The sequence below is a fragment of the Xylanibacter ruminicola genome, from assembly GCF_900142525.1.
Lineage (GTDB): Bacteria > Bacteroidota > Bacteroidia > Bacteroidales > Bacteroidaceae > Prevotella > Prevotella ruminicola_A.
On sequence record NZ_FRBD01000022.1, the window covers coordinates 64,576 to 80,032 of the forward strand.

Here is a 15,457-nt window from a genome sequence, read left to right on the forward strand (position 1 = left end):
TACGCCAACTGTGGATTTCCAATAGGAGTTGTTCTCTATGAGACCCGATGTTGAGCTTGGCTCTTGATTGGCTCCGTTATGAAATGAGGTATAAGGTAGGACTAATGTGGGATAAATATAAGGATGATAAATGCGAGATTTTGCGGCGATAGATTTTGAGGCGGCAAATAATGAGCGGACGAGTGTTTGCTCTGTGGGTGTGGTGATTGTGCGCGATGGGGAGATAGTGGATAGTTTCTATTCGCTCATTCAGCCAGAGCCTAACTACTATAATTATTGGAATACGCAAGTGCATGGGTTGACGAGGCAGGATACTGAGGAGGCGCCTGTGTTTCCTGATGTATGGAAACAGATTGAGCCTCTGATTGATGGATTGCCACTTGTGGCGCACAACAAATCGTTTGATGAGAGTTGTCTGAAGGCTGTGTTCCGCTGCTACCAGATGGATTATCCGGATTATAAGTTTTATTGCACTTGTGTGGCATCGCGAAGGGCATTTCCGCAATTGCCTAATCATCAGTTGCATACGGTATCGGAATATTGTGGTTATCACTTAGAGAACCACCATCATGCTTTAGCTGATGCTGAGGCTTGCGCTTGGATTGCAAGGGAGATACTATAGTTGTGCATTACAAATGCACCAGAACAAATAGAAAAACTAAGAAAAATTTGGGATTTTGGGCGAGAATGACTATCTTTGCACCCAAAATTGTAATAACGTTATGGATATCAAGAATCAATTTGCCCAGAAACTGATGGAGATTGAGGCCATCAAGTTGCAGCCAAATGACCCGTTTACATGGGCTTCGGGTTGGAAATCACCTATTTATACTGACAACCGTAAGACGCTTTCGTTCCCACGTCTGCGCTCATTTGTAAAGCTGGAGCTCTGTCACGCTATTCAGGAGAACTTCCCTGAGGCTGAGGCTGTGGCTGGTGTTGCTACTGGTGCTATCGCTCAGGGCGCATTGGTAGCCGAGGAGCTTGGTTTGCCTTACAGCTATGTTCGTCCAAAGCCAAAAGATCATGGTATGGGTAATCAGGTAGAAGGCGAGATCAAAAAGGGAGCTAAGGTGATTGTGGTTGAAGACTTGATATCCACCGGTGGTAGCAGTTTGAAGGCTGTTCAGGCACTTCGCGATTATGGTGTAGAGGTTATCGGTATGGTAGCTTCGTTTACTTATGGTTTCCCAGTTGCTGAGGAGGCATTCCGTGAGGCAGGTGTAAAGCTGATTACTCTGAGTAACTATGAGGCTGTGATTGAAGAGGCAGCCAAGACTGGATATATTAAGGAAGAGGATAAGGCCGTGCTCGCTGAGTGGCGCAAGAGTCCATCTACCTGGAAACAGTAATTCTCACTTATCAATTGTAGTTATGGGATTATTTGGAGGAGAAAGTAAGTTTGAGAGTAGCGTAAAGCAGATACCTTATTCTCAGCAGGCAGTTTATAACAATATCAGTGATCTGCGTAATCTGGAAAAGGTTCGTGATCGTGTTCCCGAGGATAAAGTTCAGGACTTTAGCTTCGATCAGGATACCGTAAGTCTTAATGTAGCTCCAGTTGGCGAACTTAAACTTCGTATCTGCGATCGCGAAGAGCCAAAGTGCGTTAAGTTCGAGACTGTACAGAGCCCAGTGCCCTTCAATGTATGGGTTCAGGTGCTGCCTGTAGACGAGAATTCATCGAAGATGAAGGTAACGGTTAAGGCCGAGCTTAATCCGTTTATTAAGAGTATGGTAGAAAAACCATTGCAGGAGGGCGTTGAGAAAATAGCCGATGCCCTAGCTATGGTGCACTACGTTTAGTGAATAGTGAAAAGTGAATAGTGAGAGATGAAACTCTGGGAAAAGAATTTTGAAATCAACAAGGAGATTGAGCGTTTCACCGTAGGCCGTGACCGCGAGATGGACCTCTATCTGGCTAAGTATGATGTGTTGGGTTCTATGGCCCACATCACTATGCTCGAAAGCATCGGACTGCTGGAGAAGAACGAGCTTACACAGCTTCTGGCTGAGCTGAAGAATATCTATCAGCTCTGCGAGCGTGGCGAATTCGTTATCGAAGAAGATGTTGAGGATGTACACTCACAGGTAGAGATGCTGCTCACCCGCAAGCTGGGCGATATGGGCAAGAAGATACACTCAGGCCGTTCACGCAACGACCAGGTGCTGGTTGACCTTAAGCTCTTTACCCGTCACGAACTGATGGAGATAGCGGGTGAAGTAAAAATTCTTTTCGATGAGTTGATACAAAAGAGCAATCAGTACAAGGATGTGCTGATGCCCGGATACACCCACTTGCAGATAGCAATGCCATCAAGCTTTGGCTTGTGGTTCGGTGCTTATGCCGAGAGTCTGACCGATGATATGCTGTTCCTGCAGGCTGCCTACAAGATGACCAACCGCAACCCATTGGGAAGCGCTGCTGGATATGGTAGCTCATTCCCATTGAACCGCACCATGACAACAGAATTGCTTGGTTTCGATTCGATGGACTATAACGTGGTTTATGCCCAAATGGGACGCGGCAAGATGGAGCGCAACGTAGGCTTTGCCATCGCTACCATAGCAGGAACCATCGCCAAGATGGCCTTCGATGCCTGTATGTTCAACTCCCAGAACTTCTCGTTCGTAAAGCTCCCCAAGGAGTGTACTACGGGTTCAAGCATTATGCCTCACAAGAAGAATCCCGACGTATTCGAGTTGATTCGCGCCAAGAGTAACAAGCTGCAGTCTCTGCCTCAGCAGGTTATGCTGATTATGAACAATCTGCCCGTAGGTTACTTCCGCGATTTGCAGATTATCAAGGAAGTTTTCCTGCCAGCCTTCGACGATCTTAAGGACTGCCTGCAGATGGCTGCCTACATTATTAATAAAATAGAGGTAAACGAACATATCCTCGACAATCCGATGTACGATCCAATGTTCTCGGTCGAGGAGGTGAATCGTTTGGCAGCCAACGGCATGCCTTTCCGCGATGCCTACAAAAAGGTTGGTCTCGACATCGAAGCAGGCACCTTTAAAGCCAGTCACGACATCCACCACACCCATGAGGGCAGCATAGGCAATCTTTGCAATGATAAGATTGAGGCCCTGATGCAGCAGACACTGGATGGCTTCCACTTTGAGCGTATGACTGAAGCAGAAAAGAAACTGCTGGCATGAAACGGCTGCTGACACTTTTACTCTGCACGCTGCTTACGGCTTGTGTTGGCGAGGAGAATATCTATCGCGAATATGAATGTTATTTTGTATTCGATACATTTCTGCATCCTCTACCATGTCAACTCACGGCTGCGATGAGTTCAAACGGGACGTTTATGAAGATAGAGACCCGTATGGAGCAAGGTGTGCGACATTTAAAGACCATCCGTAACTACGACGATACCACCGAGGATATACGCCTGACAACAGAACGCGAATCAAAACTTAACTATGCACTGGGTGCTAACAACTGCATCATTGTCGGCATCAGCAGTTATGACAACGTGCTGGTAGCCTACGAGGGACAATGTTCCAACTGCCTGAAGGAGTTAGGAGGCCGCCGCTATCCTATGACTTGGCAGAATAACGGTACCCAATTGCATTGCGACAAATGCAAACGGACATACGATGTAAACAACGGAGTAGTAGCAAACGGAACCCCAGGAATCGAGCTCTACAGGTATAAAGCAGCCCTGGATGGCGGTATTCTGAGAGTTTGGAATTAAAAAAAGATAAAAAGTTTGGCTATTCCAATAAATAAAATTACCTTTGCACCGCAAAATGGAGCCGCGATGGTGAAATGGTAGACACGAGGGACTTAAAATCCCTTGACCATCTAAACGGTCGTGCGGGTTCGAGTCCCGCTCGCGGCACTAATCAATTTTATTTTATTTATGAAGACAAAAACAATTTTAATTGTATCAGCAGCTACGCTGATGACTTTTACATCGTGTTCTAAACTAGGAGAATTATCAGCAGATAATTTCACAGTAAATCCAAATCCGCTTGAGACTCAGCAGGGCGTTGTACCAGCTACTATCAATGGTCACTTCCCCGAGAAGTACATGAAGAAGAAGGCTGTGGTAACAGTTATTCCTGAGCTTCGTTATTCAAATGGTGTTGTTGAGAAGGGTACCACAGCTACTTTCCAGGGCGAAAGCGTTCGTGGTAACGATCAGACTATTAACTACCGCATGGGTGGTAACTACACCATGAAGACCAGCTTTGCTTATGCTGGCGATAACAAGGCAGAGATGTTCCTAACCTTCGATGCTCGCATTGGTAACAAGAAGATGGAGGTTCCCGCCATTAAGGTTGCCGACGGTATCATTGCTACATCTGAGCTTTATCAGCAAACACTCGTTTCTACTCAGGCTGCTGTGGCAACCGATGCATATCAGCGCATCACCAAGAAGAAGCTTGATGCCAACATCAAGTTCCTCATCCAGCAGGCTACACTGCGTAAGAGCGAGTTGAAGAACAACTCTGTTCAGGAGTTTGTTAAGATGCTCAAGCAGATTAATAATGACCGCGAGAAGCTGAATCTTGAGAACATCGAGGTTTCTGCATACGCTTCGCCCGATGGTGGTTTCGCCATTAACGACAAGCTGGCCGGCGATCGTCAGAAGGTATCTGAGAAGTATGTAAAGCAGGAGCTTAAGAAGATTAAGTTCGACGCACCTGTTGATGCCAACTACACCGCTCAGGACTGGGAGGGATTCCAGGAGTTGGTAAAGGCTAGCAACATCCAGGACAAGGAGGTTATCCTTCGCGTTCTCTCTATGTATAAGGATCCTCAGGAGCGCGAGCAGCAGATCAAGAACATTTCTTCTGCTTTCCGCGAGTTGGCCGATGGTGTTCTGCCAGAGTTGCGTCGTGCTCGTCTGACTATCAACTACGAGACAATCGGTCGCAGCGACGATCAGATTCTGGAGCAGCTCCAGGCCGATCCTGCTAAGCTGAGCATTGAGGAGATTCTGTATAGCGCTACACTCAAGTCTACCCCCGAGGAGAAAAAAGAGGTATATCTTACTGCAACCAAGGTTTATCCTAACGACTACCGCGCTTACAACAACATTGCAGCACTCGAGTATGCAAATGGTAACTACGCCGCTGCTAAAGGATATCTGGAGAAGATCAAGAACCTGCCAGAGGCTAAGGCTAACTTAGGTCTGATTGCACTGAAGGATGGCGACATCGCTACTGCTGAGAACTACATCGCTGGTGCTACAGACGCTAACGGTCTTGCTGAGATTATGGGTAACCTGAACCTGGCAAAAGGCAACTACGCTCAGGCCGAGGAGAACTTTGCCGAGGTTTACTCTAACAGTGCCGCTCTGGCTCAGATCCTGAACCACGACTACGTATCAGCCGCTGTTACACTGAAGTATATCCAGAACCCAGACGCTACTACTGAGTATCTGCGTGCTCTGATGAGCGCCCGCATGGGTAACAACGACGATGCAGCAGAGGCTCTGCGCGAGGCAATCAAGAAAAATCCTGCGTTTGCTAAGTATGCTGCCAACGATATTGAATTGAAGAATATCAATAAATAAGATGAAGAAGGCGAGTCTCTTTCTATGTTTATTATCGCTCTTACTGCTATCTTGTGGCGATAGCCAGAAGAACTTCAAGATCGAAGGCAGCTTCAAGGGTTTTAAACAAGGAGAACTCTACGTCTACAGCATAGATACTCCCCGAAAGCTCGACACCATAGGTGTGAGCCGAGGGGAGTTCGTATATCAGGCCTCGATTACCGAGCCAACCACACTTGTTGTTGTATTCCCGAACTACTCTGAGCTACCTGTTTTTGCCGAACCAGGTGTAACCATTAAGGTAAAAGGCGACGCATCGCATCTTAAAGAGACCGAGATAAAGGGTACAGATACCAACAAGGCGATGACAGAATTCCGCTTGAAGACCAGCAACATGGTGCCTCCCGATGTAATTAAAGAAGCCACTCAGTTCATCAACGAGCAGCCAGCATCACCTATTAGTATCTACCTACTCAACAAGTACTTTATCCAGACTCCCGACCCCGACTATGCTAAGGCTCAGAATCTGGCAAACACCATTCTTAAAGCTTCGCCCGATAACCAGAAGATAGCCAAAATCAGCAAGCAGTTAGATGCCCTTAAAGCTTTAAAAGTGGGCAACAAACTTCCATCATTCTTTGCTACCGGCCTGAATGGCGAAGGTATTTCATCTTCCGATCTTAATGCCAAGGTAAATGTTATTACCCTCTGGGCTTCGTGGAACTACGAAAGCATCAACATCCAAAATCTGCTTGCTCGACTCAAGAGACAGCACGAGGGCGACCTCAAGGTTCTCAGCATTAGCATAGATGGCAGTGTTAAAGATTGCCGTAAGATTGTTGAGAGAGATTCCATTAAATGGAGTAATGTATGCGACGGTAAGATGTGGGACACGCCTGTTCTACAGAAAATCGGACTGTCATATCTGCCTGATAACATAGTTGTTGATGGACAGGGAAAGATACTGGCCCGCACACTGAACTATCAGGATTTAAACAAGAAAATCGAAGAATTAATCAAATAACACGATGCTTGTAAAGACCTATTGTGCAGCCGTTACAGCACTCGAGGCAACGACCATAACCATCGAAGTAAATCTGGCCCGTGGCACTATGTTCCACTTGTCAGGACTTGCTGATACTGCCGTTAAGGAGAGTTACGATCGCATAAGGGCAGCTATTGAGAATATAGGCTTCAAGTCACCCACCGCCGATCTTACAATAAACCTTAGTCCAGCCGACATCCGCAAGGAAGGCTGTGGCTACGATCTTCCATTAGCTATAGGCATACTCGCCGCTTATGGAAAGATAAGCGAAGATCTGCTCTCAAGCTATATGATGATTGGCGAGCTTGGTCTCGACGGAAAGCTGAAACCCGTTAGCGGTGCACTATCGGTAGCCATTCGAGCCCGCAAGGAGAAGTTCAAGGGTTTGATTGTACCAAAGGAGAATGTGCGCGAGGCGGCTGTAGTTAACCAGCTCGAAGTATTTGGTATGGACAATCTGGCCGATGTTATCAGCTTCCTGAATGGTTCTACAGAATACCAACCAACCATCGTTGATACACGAAAAGAATTCTACGAACACCAATATGCATTCGATCTCGACTTTGCAGATGTACGAGGTCAGGAAAGTGTGAAGCGTGCTCTGGAAGTAGCAGCAGCAGGATCACATAATGTAATTCTCATTGGTCCTCCGGGCAGCGGTAAGTCTATGATGGCTAAACGCTTACCCAGCATTTTGCCACCGCTTTCATTGGCCGAGAGTCTCGAAACCACACAGATTCACTCTGTGGCAGGCATTCTGCCTAGCGGCACCTCTCTTATATCACAACGCCCATTCCGCAGTCCCCATCATACCATTTCGCAAGTGGCTATGACTGGAGGAACACAGAAGGCTCAGCCTGGCGAGGTATCATTGGCACATAATGGCGTACTCTTCTGCGATGAACTACCTGAATTCAGCCGTACCACGCTCGAAGTACTACGCCAACCGCTAGAAGACCGCAAGATCACCATCAGTCGAGCCAAATACACCATCGAGTATCCCTGTTCGTTTATGTTTGTGGCCTCGATGAATCCTTGCCCTTGTGGCTATTTTGGCGATCCTACGCACCATTGTGTGTGTACACCCGGACAGATACAAAGATATATGAACCGCATTTCGGGTCCCCTACTCGATCGTATGGACCTGCATATCGAAGTTCCTGTAGTACCGTTCAACCAGCTATCGCAGATGCAGCCAGGCGAATCGAGCGCAGCTATCCGCGAACGTGTGATTGCCGCCCGTAAGCGTCAGGAAGAACGCTTCAAGAACTTTAAGGGCATCTATAGCAACGCACAGATGACCGAGCGTATGATTCATCAGTTTGCCGAACCCGACGAACAAAGCCTGAGCATGCTCCGCATGGCTATGGAGAAGTTGCATCTTAGTGCCCGTGCCTACAGCCGTATTCTCAAGGTGGCCCGTACTATTGCCGACTTGGAGGGAACAGAACGTGTGCTTTCGCACCACATAGCCGAAGCCATCGGATACCGTAATCTGGACCGAGGCGATTGGGCTGACAGATAATCATCTAAATACATCATTATTATGGACGAAGCCAAATGCATACAGTTGCTCGAAGAGCACGACATTAAGCCTACCGCTAACCGTATTGTGGTGGTTAAGGCTTTAGCCTCATCAATCCAGCCGCAATCATTGGCCGAGCTGGAGAGCAGGATTGAAACTATCGACAAGTCGAACGTATTCCGTGCCCTGACTCTTTTCCGCGAGCATCACTTGGTTCACGCCATCGAGGGAACTGGTGACGGCACCCGCTACGAGCTGTGCCATAGCCATCACGATGACCACGACGACGACCTCCATCCCCACTTCTATTGCGAAGAGTGCCAGCAGACGTACTGTCTGGATGGCGTCGAGATGCCCCAGGTGCAGCTGCCTGCTGGATTCAAGCAGCATTCGTCTAATTTCATGATTAAAGGAACTTGTCCACACTGCAAAAAATGATAGACCTACAGAATCTTCGAGTGATAGCCTTCGATGCCGACGACACGCTTTGGGATTGCCAGTCGCATTTCGATACTGTAGAGAAACATCTCTACCGCCTGATTGAGCCCTATTGCGACGATCCTGCCCGCGAACTCTTCAATACCGAATCGGGCAACATGGCCGATTTGGGTTATGGTTGTAAGGCTTTCACCATATCCGTCATAGAGACAGCCCTACGTGTTGGTGGCAGTCATATCAGCGATGTAGAATTGTCGGAGTTGCTGGCACATAGCAAATCGCTGCTCCATCTGCCTGCTACCCCCCTACCCGAGGTTGAACATACCCTGCAACGCCTGCAGGCTTATCCTTATCGTTTGGTAGTGTTTACCAAGGGCGAGCTACAGGACCAGGAAAACAAACTTCATCGCAGCCGTCTTGGCAAGTATTTCTCACATGTAGAGATTACCTCGGATAAAACCGAGACTGAGTTCCAGAACCTCTGTGAACATCTTGATATCCTACCCCATCAGTTGCTGATGGTTGGCAACTCGCTGAAGAGCGATATAGCCCCAGCACTCAACATCGGCGCGTGGGCCATACATATCCCCTTCCACGTTACTTGGCAGCTCGAGCATTTTGACGATATCGAGCACGAGCGACTGATAAAAATTACCCATTTCAACGAAATATTAAAGCACCTATGAACTATATTTTTGAAACCCGAATGGAAGTGCGCGACTATGAGTGCGACATCGAGGGCATCGTAAACAATGCCAACTATCTGCACTATGCCGAACACACCCGCCACTTGTTTTTACGCAGCCTTGGTGTAAGCTTTGCTAAGCTGCACGAGCAGGGCATCGATGCCGTTGTGGCCCGTATGAACCTACAGTTTAAAACCCCATTGCGTTGCGACGATGAGTTTATCTCGCGCCTTGCACTCACCAAGGAGGGCATCAAGTATGTATTCCATCAGGCTATCTTCCGTGCCAGCGATGAAAAGCTGTGCTTTAAGGGCGACATTGAGCTGGTGTGCATCGTTAATGGCCGTCTGGCTCCAAGTCCCGAATACGACGAGGCTTTCAAAGACTTTATCTAAGCTAACAAACCTAATTATCAACTATATATGAAGAAACTATTGTTTGTGGCTCTGCTGATGGTCGCATCGCTCAATATCAGCGCACAGGTTAAGGAGCCCGAGGCTCCACAGTTAGAGTTTGCCCTGCAGCTCAAGGTTACTCTTGGCGAGGCATTTGGTATCGACAACACCCAGCATGGTCGCCGCACCGTTATCCCCATCACTGGCGGAACCTTCGAAGGCCCAGGCATCAAGGGAACCATCGTAAATGGTGGTGCCGACTATCAGCTCAATGCTGAAGGTCGCACAGAGCTTGAAGCTATCTACTGCATCAAGACCGACGATGGCATCTACATCCATGTGCGTAATCGTGGTATCATCGCCAACGGAAAGGATGCTGATGGGAAACCCAGTTTCTACTTCCGCGCAGCCCCACAGTTCGAGGCGCCTGCCGATAGCAAGTATGGGTGGCTTAACAACTCGCTGTTTCTGTGTGCACCAACGTTCTCATCCGATTTCAAAGGCATTGTGCTCAATGTTTGGCGCGTCAAGTAATTAATCCTATTAGATATGAACATCAAAAACGCTTTCATCGGACTGATGCTACTGTTCTGTACCAATATGATGGCACAGGACAGAGCTGAGGTAGAGTTGCAAACCACCGAGGGAAACATCCGTATCGCCTTGTTCAATGAGACGCCGCAGCATCGCGACAACTTTATGAAGCTGGTCCGTATGGAGTTCTACGACTCGCTGCTGTTTCATCGGGTTATCAAGGACTTTATGATCCAGGGCGGCGACTTGCATAGCAAACACGCCGAGCCAGGCAAACTGCTTGGCGAAGGCGAGTTGGATTATACCATAGAGCCCGAGTTCCGTTTGCCTCAGATATATCATCGTCGCGGTGTGATAGCCTCAGCACGCGAGTCAGACAGGGTTAACCCCGAGCGCCGATCAGGTGCAGCCCAGTTCTACATTGTGTGGGGTAAGATCTACGATGACAAGCGATTGGCCAAGGTACAAGAGCGACTCGATTCGGCCACCAATGGCCAGGTCAAGCTAACACAAGAGATGATGGATACTTACAAGACTGTAGGTGGCACGCCCCATCTCGACGGTCAATACACCGTGTTTGGTGAGGTTACACAAGGCCTCGACATCGTAGAGCGCATCATGAAGGTTGAGACCGATAAGAACGATCGCCCACTGAACGATGTCCGCATTCTGAAGGTCAGAATCATCAGCGATCCTTACGCACCCAAACCAGCTCCCGCAAAGAAGGTTGTTAAGCCCCAACGTCGCGTAGTGAAGAAAAAGACGAAATAAAATATGAATAACGATACCAAACAAGGATTTATTCAGTTGCACCTCAGTGTGCTGTTAGCAGGCTTTACAGGCTTGTTCGGTCGATTGATTACACTGAACGAGGTAGATATTGTTTGGTATCGCATGCTCTTTACCAGCTGCATCCTGCTGGTGTTTACAGGCTTGCCCCGCGTAGGGTGGCGCAAGTTTCTGCAGTTGTGCGGTTGTGGCGCATTGCTGGGCCTGCATTGGATGCTGTTCTATGGCAGTATCAAGGCCTCAAATGTGTCGATAGGCGTTATCTGCTTCTCGCTGATAGGTTTCTTTACCGCTCTGTTCGAACCTATCATCTTCAAGAAGCGATTTTCGGGCTTAGAGTTTCTCTTCTCGCTGATAACCGTTGCTGGCGTGCTGTGCATCTTCTCACTCGATGCGCGCTATCGTTATGGTATTATGATAGGTGTGCTGTCGTCGGCCGTTTGCGCCATCTATGCCATCTGCAACAAGAAAGCCAGCGTGGGCGTTCGCAGCCGCACGGTGTTGATGTATCAGATGTCGGGCGGACTGGTCATTGTCTCGGCCATCATCCCTGTTTATCTTTGGTTCTTCCCCAGCCAGCAGCCAGTGGTGGTCATCCCTAGTGGTACTAATCTGTGGTTCATGCTCTGCCACGCGTTGTTCTGTACCGTTGGCATGTATCTGCTACAGATCCAGGCCCTGAAACGTTTGTCGGCCTTCACCGTCAACCTTACTTACAACCTCGAGCCCTGCTACACCATCATCCTTGCCTTCCTCATCTTTGGCGAGGGCCGCGAGATTAACTTCTCCTTCTACCTCGGCATCACCCTTATCCTGTTGAGCGTCCTGCTGCAATCCCTAAAAGCCCTCCGCAAGGGATAATAAACTCATGATATTCGTTACAGAAAGTTAAATTTATCGTTTTTCGATAAAGTTTTATTGTTTTTATTTGGTAGATTCAAGAGTAATAGATACTTTTGCATATCGACAAACGATAAATAATCAAATTAAAACGATAAAAAAAGTATGAAATCAACAAATCTTTCCCGATTATTGGTGGGCAATGTGGCCACATTAATCTTTCTGCTAATTCTGGCAGTTATTGTTATCTATTTAATGGTTGGCGATGTAAACAGAATGCAAGAGGCCACCACTAACTACGGCTATTACCTAAACGCAATCTATCTGATTGATAACATAGCGAGGACATACTTCTTCAGCTGTTTCTTGCTGATGGTATACCTTGTTTATATTAATAAGCAGTACTCCAAGTGGAGCGTAAGGTTGTTTTATTTTGTCGGATTATCAGTCTTGGCATATTATGCGTTTGCAGGAGCATATATAGATTATGTGTTTAAACACCTTGAACCAGAGTACATAAATAATTATCAGAGATTAGTTCATTGCCTATATACCGGACCTCTCCATTGGATAATAATCGGTTACTTCTTTACTCCAAGAATCCTAAAGGATGCCCAGAAGTTACAGGAAGAGCAAGAACTAACTGTATAAACATAAAAAAACAAACGATAGAATTATGAAAAAGAGACTGAATTTTTTCTGCGTGTTGATGTTGCTGCTGATGGCATCACAGGCAGTAATGCTATTTGTAGTTGGTGCCGACGCATTTCAGGAAGGCTGGGAAAAGGGTGGCAAGGCAGAATCCGAAGCTACATGGGTGAATCTTCTTTGGTTTTTCGTTGGAATGTTTGCAATAGTTGGATGTATTGTTTCATTTGTTAGCTTCATCCGATTTATCCTCAACGTTAACCACAACAAGGTGTTCGTCTGGGAGAATGTTAAGCTACTACGTCTATCTGCTTACGGTTTAATATTTATTGCAACAATAGTAACTGGTAACGAACTCTGTTCTGGTGGAGACGATATTGAACTTTACGATGATTACTTTGACACCCTACTATTTGGGATATTCAGCTTGATTGTGGCTGAGGTATTTGCTATCGGACTGAAGTTGCAGCAAGAACAGGATTTAACCATCTAATAGCCTATGGGACAGATAATAGTAAACTTAGATGTTGAACTTGCCAAGCGCAAAATGTCGCTCAGCGAGTTGGCCGAAAAAGTCGGCTTGACATTAGCAAATCTCTCCATTTTGAAGACGGGCAAGGCCAAGGCAGTGCGCTTCACAACCCTCGAGGCCATCTGTCGCGAACTAGGTTGCCAGCCCGGCGATATACTTGAATACAGAGACGAATAAAAATCAAACATAAACAAATAAATAGTATGGAAGAAATTAAAATCAATGTTTCGTATAAGGCATGGCTTTTGTGGTTTGGGGGCTATATCGTAATGTTAGTAATTCTGATAGGTATAAACTACAACGCCAGAGGGACGAAGAACATCATAGAAATGCTTTCCTTTTTCAGCATGATGATGATTGTCAGTTTCATCCCCCAATTTATATCAAAAAGGACTCGATTGATAATTACCGATACCTCTCTGATCGTAAAGACGAAGGAGGAATGGGTAGTCAGGCTCTCAGGTGTTGAATCTTTCTATGTCGACAAATTCAACGGTCGTACATTTATTGGCATACGCTATAAGGAAGATACGTGGGAGGCTGGTAAGGAGAATATGTTAGATGATCGCAAAAGGCGTTCAAAGGCCGCCATGCAGGGATATCCTTACGAAATCTATGTAAGTTTGCTTTCTAAAACACCGCAAGAAATCTGCGACCTGCTTAACCAACGTATTCGTTCCTAATTATAACAAAAGGACAACCTGCCCAAAAAACAGATTGTCCTTTTGTTTTTATTATTTTAATAGGCAAATAGGGATAATTTTTATTGATTATTACGTTATAATTCACAAAAATAACGTATATTTACGGCGTGTATCGAGAGATAACACGCTTTTATATACATCAATAACTATCAATCTATTAACAATATCTATTATGAAAAAGTATTTTTACCTAATGCAGGTCGCTATCATCATTTGTAGCGCAGGCGTATTTACATCGTGTTCTGACAACGACGACAATCCTGTTCTGCCTGATCTTAATGTGGCTGAGAACATTATCGGCAAGTGGATAATAGCCGAAACAGATGGCAAAGCCGTGTTTACTAACGAGAAGATTGCGCTCGATTTTGTCTCAGCCACTAAGGTCTATGTGAGTGCATCAATCAACAACGACGAAGAAGTTGGCGATGTATGGGTTGATAAAGTAGAATATGATGTTGCCATCAGCGGCAATAAAGTAACCATCAGTGGTAACCCCGATGAGCACGCCACTGTGGTAGAAGAATATAACATTACTGCCATCAACGACAAAGAGCTTACTGCTAATCTCAAGGCTACTGTAACTGTCGACGGACAAATCCTTAATTCTGTAGAAGGCTCAATCGTCCGCTTCACCAAGATTAATGCCGATTACACCGAGGCCATCCTTGGTATGTGGGAGGGGCGCAGCACTGGCGAAGAAGGTTCTGAGTTCGACGACGGTGAGAACCACCGCTGGGAATATCTGGCCGATGGCACTTACCGTTACTACCATAAGGTGAACGATCAGTGGCAGCTGAGCAACGATGTTCTTAACGATTATTTCGTAGCCGGCAATCTGCTCTGCACCCGCTGGAAGAACGCTGGCGAAGGACAGAAAGAAAACCGCGAGTGGTGGGAAATCACCATCGAGAATGATGTGATGAAGTGGACGGGCTTGCGCCAGAGGGAAGACGGCAGCACCTATACCGCCACCTTCGAGATGAAGAAAGTGCCTGTACCTACCCAGGCAGAGGTAGAACAGAATATTATAGGCCTTTGGATGAATACTGAACTTAATGGTCAGACTGTGCCAACAGACCAGAAGTTTGTTTACGAATTTACATCGCTCACTAAGGCCTATCTGAGGGCTTCTTACAATTCGGGTAATCCAGAAGATATGTCCATATGGAGTGCTAAGACTGAGTTTGACGTATCTATCGCCGAGAATTCCATCATGCTAACTGGTGAGAAAGATGAAACGACAATAACAGACAATATCATCTTGAGTTCTATCACCGCTAATGAATTTGAAGGTGTCATTGTTCATCCGGAGGATCCAGCAAGCACTGGTCTTAATCCTGTTCTATTCGCCAAATTCGAGAAAGTCACCGAGGACTACAGCGCTGACATCATTGGCACTTGGGAAGGCAAACTTACAAGATTCTGCGCAAACTTCCAAATATTGAATAGGAAAAATAGGACCTTTTAACAATATGGTTTCGTAATTACCTTGAGACAACAGGGATACTTCTTGGCCGTGGCCAAGACTCTATATTATATCAATATAGTTTGTTTTTGTCTTTTTCCTTTGCAGTTCTACTGATTTTGTTGTATCTTTGCAGCCATTAAGGGAAGTCTTTGGTGCTATCCACCAGTTTTGTACTATCTCGTGTGGCTGTGTCTCGAGGCTCAGCCACTTTTGTTAGAAATCCCTTGTCTCATCGTATTCCTCCCCGCTTTTCCAAAGTGAGTATATAAGTAGCAGCATCTTACGCATAATAGCCGTAACACCTATCATTTTGCTGTCAGGATGCTTATCACAT

At 46.4% G+C, this 15,457-nt stretch carries 19 protein-coding genes and 1 tRNA gene; all 20 read left to right on the forward strand.

Going from position 1 to position 15,457, the window contains the following annotated elements:
• Positions 1-130 precede the first annotated feature (130 nt).
• Positions 131-622, forward strand: coding sequence for a 3'-5' exonuclease (locus BUB86_RS13960; RefSeq protein ID WP_073210583.1), 492 nt, complete (start codon positions 131-133; stop codon positions 620-622).
• 100 nt (positions 623-722) lie between these two features.
• Positions 723-1,352: an orotate phosphoribosyltransferase gene (gene pyrE, locus BUB86_RS13965; RefSeq protein ID WP_073210586.1), complete on the forward strand. Its 630-nt coding sequence runs from the start codon at positions 723-725 to the stop codon at positions 1,350-1,352.
• Between the two features lie 22 nt (positions 1,353-1,374).
• Positions 1,375-1,806: a polyketide cyclase gene (locus tag BUB86_RS13970; protein WP_073210588.1), complete on the forward strand. Its 432-nt coding sequence runs from the start codon at positions 1,375-1,377 to the stop codon at positions 1,804-1,806.
• Positions 1,807-1,833: 27 nt separating this feature from the next.
• A complete protein-coding gene (argH, locus tag BUB86_RS13975) occupies positions 1,834-3,165 on the forward strand; it encodes an argininosuccinate lyase (RefSeq protein WP_073210590.1) in 1,332 nt (443 codons plus the stop codon).
• Positions 3,162-3,710, forward strand: coding sequence for a hypothetical protein (locus BUB86_RS13980; protein ID WP_073210592.1), 549 nt, complete (start codon positions 3,162-3,164; stop codon positions 3,708-3,710). Before argH ends, BUB86_RS13980 begins: the two co-directional genes overlap by 4 nt.
• Before the next feature lie 60 nt (positions 3,711-3,770).
• Positions 3,771-3,857, forward strand: a tRNA-Leu gene (locus tag BUB86_RS13985).
• A 21-nt stretch (positions 3,858-3,878) separates the two neighbouring features.
• Positions 3,879-5,540 (forward strand): hypothetical protein, encoded by a 1,662-nt coding sequence (locus BUB86_RS13990; RefSeq protein WP_073210594.1) that lies wholly within the window; start codon positions 3,879-3,881, stop codon positions 5,538-5,540.
• Between the two features lies 1 nt (position 5,541).
• A complete protein-coding gene (locus BUB86_RS13995) occupies positions 5,542-6,543 on the forward strand; it encodes a DUF4369 domain-containing protein (protein ID WP_073210596.1) in 1,002 nt (333 codons plus the stop codon).
• Between the two features lie 4 nt (positions 6,544-6,547).
• Entirely contained in the window at positions 6,548-8,089 is a 1,542-nt protein-coding gene (locus BUB86_RS14000; protein ID WP_073210598.1) for a YifB family Mg chelatase-like AAA ATPase, read from the forward strand.
• Between the two features lie 21 nt (positions 8,090-8,110).
• A complete protein-coding gene (locus tag BUB86_RS14005) occupies positions 8,111-8,527 on the forward strand; it encodes a Fur family transcriptional regulator (RefSeq protein WP_073210599.1) in 417 nt (138 codons plus the stop codon).
• Positions 8,524-9,213, forward strand: coding sequence for an HAD family hydrolase (locus BUB86_RS14010; RefSeq protein ID WP_073210601.1), 690 nt, complete (start codon positions 8,524-8,526; stop codon positions 9,211-9,213). The genes BUB86_RS14005 and BUB86_RS14010 overlap by 4 nt, the downstream gene beginning before the upstream one ends.
• On the forward strand, positions 9,210-9,608 hold the full coding sequence (locus BUB86_RS14015) for an acyl-CoA thioesterase (protein ID WP_073210603.1): 399 nt from the start codon (positions 9,210-9,212) through the stop codon (positions 9,606-9,608). The genes BUB86_RS14010 and BUB86_RS14015 overlap by 4 nt, the downstream gene beginning before the upstream one ends.
• A gap of 27 nt (positions 9,609-9,635) precedes the next feature.
• Positions 9,636-10,142 (forward strand): DUF3237 domain-containing protein, encoded by a 507-nt coding sequence (locus BUB86_RS14020; RefSeq protein ID WP_073210605.1) that lies wholly within the window; start codon positions 9,636-9,638, stop codon positions 10,140-10,142.
• 15 nt (positions 10,143-10,157) lie between these two features.
• Positions 10,158-10,913, forward strand: a complete 756-nt coding sequence (locus BUB86_RS14025; protein WP_073210612.1) for a peptidylprolyl isomerase — start codon at positions 10,158-10,160, stop codon at positions 10,911-10,913.
• A gap of 3 nt (positions 10,914-10,916) precedes the next feature.
• Entirely contained in the window at positions 10,917-11,792 is an 876-nt protein-coding gene (locus tag BUB86_RS14030) for a DMT family transporter (RefSeq protein ID WP_073210614.1), read from the forward strand.
• Between the two features lie 144 nt (positions 11,793-11,936).
• On the forward strand, positions 11,937-12,422 hold the full coding sequence (locus BUB86_RS14035) for a hypothetical protein (protein ID WP_139261636.1): 486 nt from the start codon (positions 11,937-11,939) through the stop codon (positions 12,420-12,422).
• Between the two features lie 25 nt (positions 12,423-12,447).
• Positions 12,448-12,912, forward strand: a complete 465-nt coding sequence (locus BUB86_RS14040; RefSeq protein WP_081373268.1) for a DUF2975 domain-containing protein — start codon at positions 12,448-12,450, stop codon at positions 12,910-12,912.
• Between the two features lie 6 nt (positions 12,913-12,918).
• Positions 12,919-13,128: a helix-turn-helix domain-containing protein gene (locus BUB86_RS14045; protein ID WP_073210620.1), complete on the forward strand. Its 210-nt coding sequence runs from the start codon at positions 12,919-12,921 to the stop codon at positions 13,126-13,128.
• A gap of 26 nt (positions 13,129-13,154) precedes the next feature.
• Positions 13,155-13,634, forward strand: a complete 480-nt coding sequence (locus BUB86_RS14050) for an STM3941 family protein (RefSeq protein ID WP_073210622.1) — start codon at positions 13,155-13,157, stop codon at positions 13,632-13,634.
• A 193-nt stretch (positions 13,635-13,827) separates the two neighbouring features.
• The gene (locus BUB86_RS14055; RefSeq protein ID WP_139261640.1) at positions 13,828-15,123 is read left to right on the forward strand and encodes a hypothetical protein; all 1,296 of its coding nucleotides are present in this window, start codon (positions 13,828-13,830) and stop codon (positions 15,121-15,123) included.
• The last annotated feature ends 334 nt before the right edge of the window (positions 15,124-15,457 follow it).